The sequence below is a fragment of the Candidatus Symbiothrix dinenymphae genome (assembly GCF_001431085.1).
On the sequence record NZ_BBRU01000480.1, the window covers coordinates 1 to 404 of the forward strand.

General features: G+C 50.0%; 1 protein-coding gene. It reads right to left on the reverse strand.

Annotated features, from left to right (window positions below; translation table 11 throughout):
- Window positions 1–161: 161 nt before the first annotated feature.
- The coding region (locus ASC50_RS05220) for an RNA methyltransferase (protein ID WP_162491146.1) at window positions 162–404 on the reverse strand (243 nt) is incomplete at its 5' end.

Below are 404 nucleotides of genomic sequence, written 5' to 3' on the forward strand. Positions count from 1 at the left end.
CCACCCAGCAGTGTCATTGCAGGCTTGCCCCGCTCATGAACCGTCATTGCGGGCTTGCCCCGCTCATGAACCGTCATTGCGGGCTTGACCCGCAATCCCCCGTTGTCATATTCAATGTTCGCAAACATTCTTAAAAAAAAAGCACGCAAAGGTAGATATTTTTAATGAATAACAGCCGAAGCCTGCCGCCGAAACTCCGCCAACGTGATTGCAGTAGCAGTCGCCACATTCAGCGACTCGGTAGTGGGCGCACCAAGCGGAAAATTAGGAATATAAAGCCGGTGCGTAACCCATTTCTCAACCTCCGGACGAATACCATTCCCCTCATTCCCCATCACAATCAACCCGGTGGGCAACAATCGCTCCTCATAAATACTGAAACCATCCAAAAAAGTACCATAAAC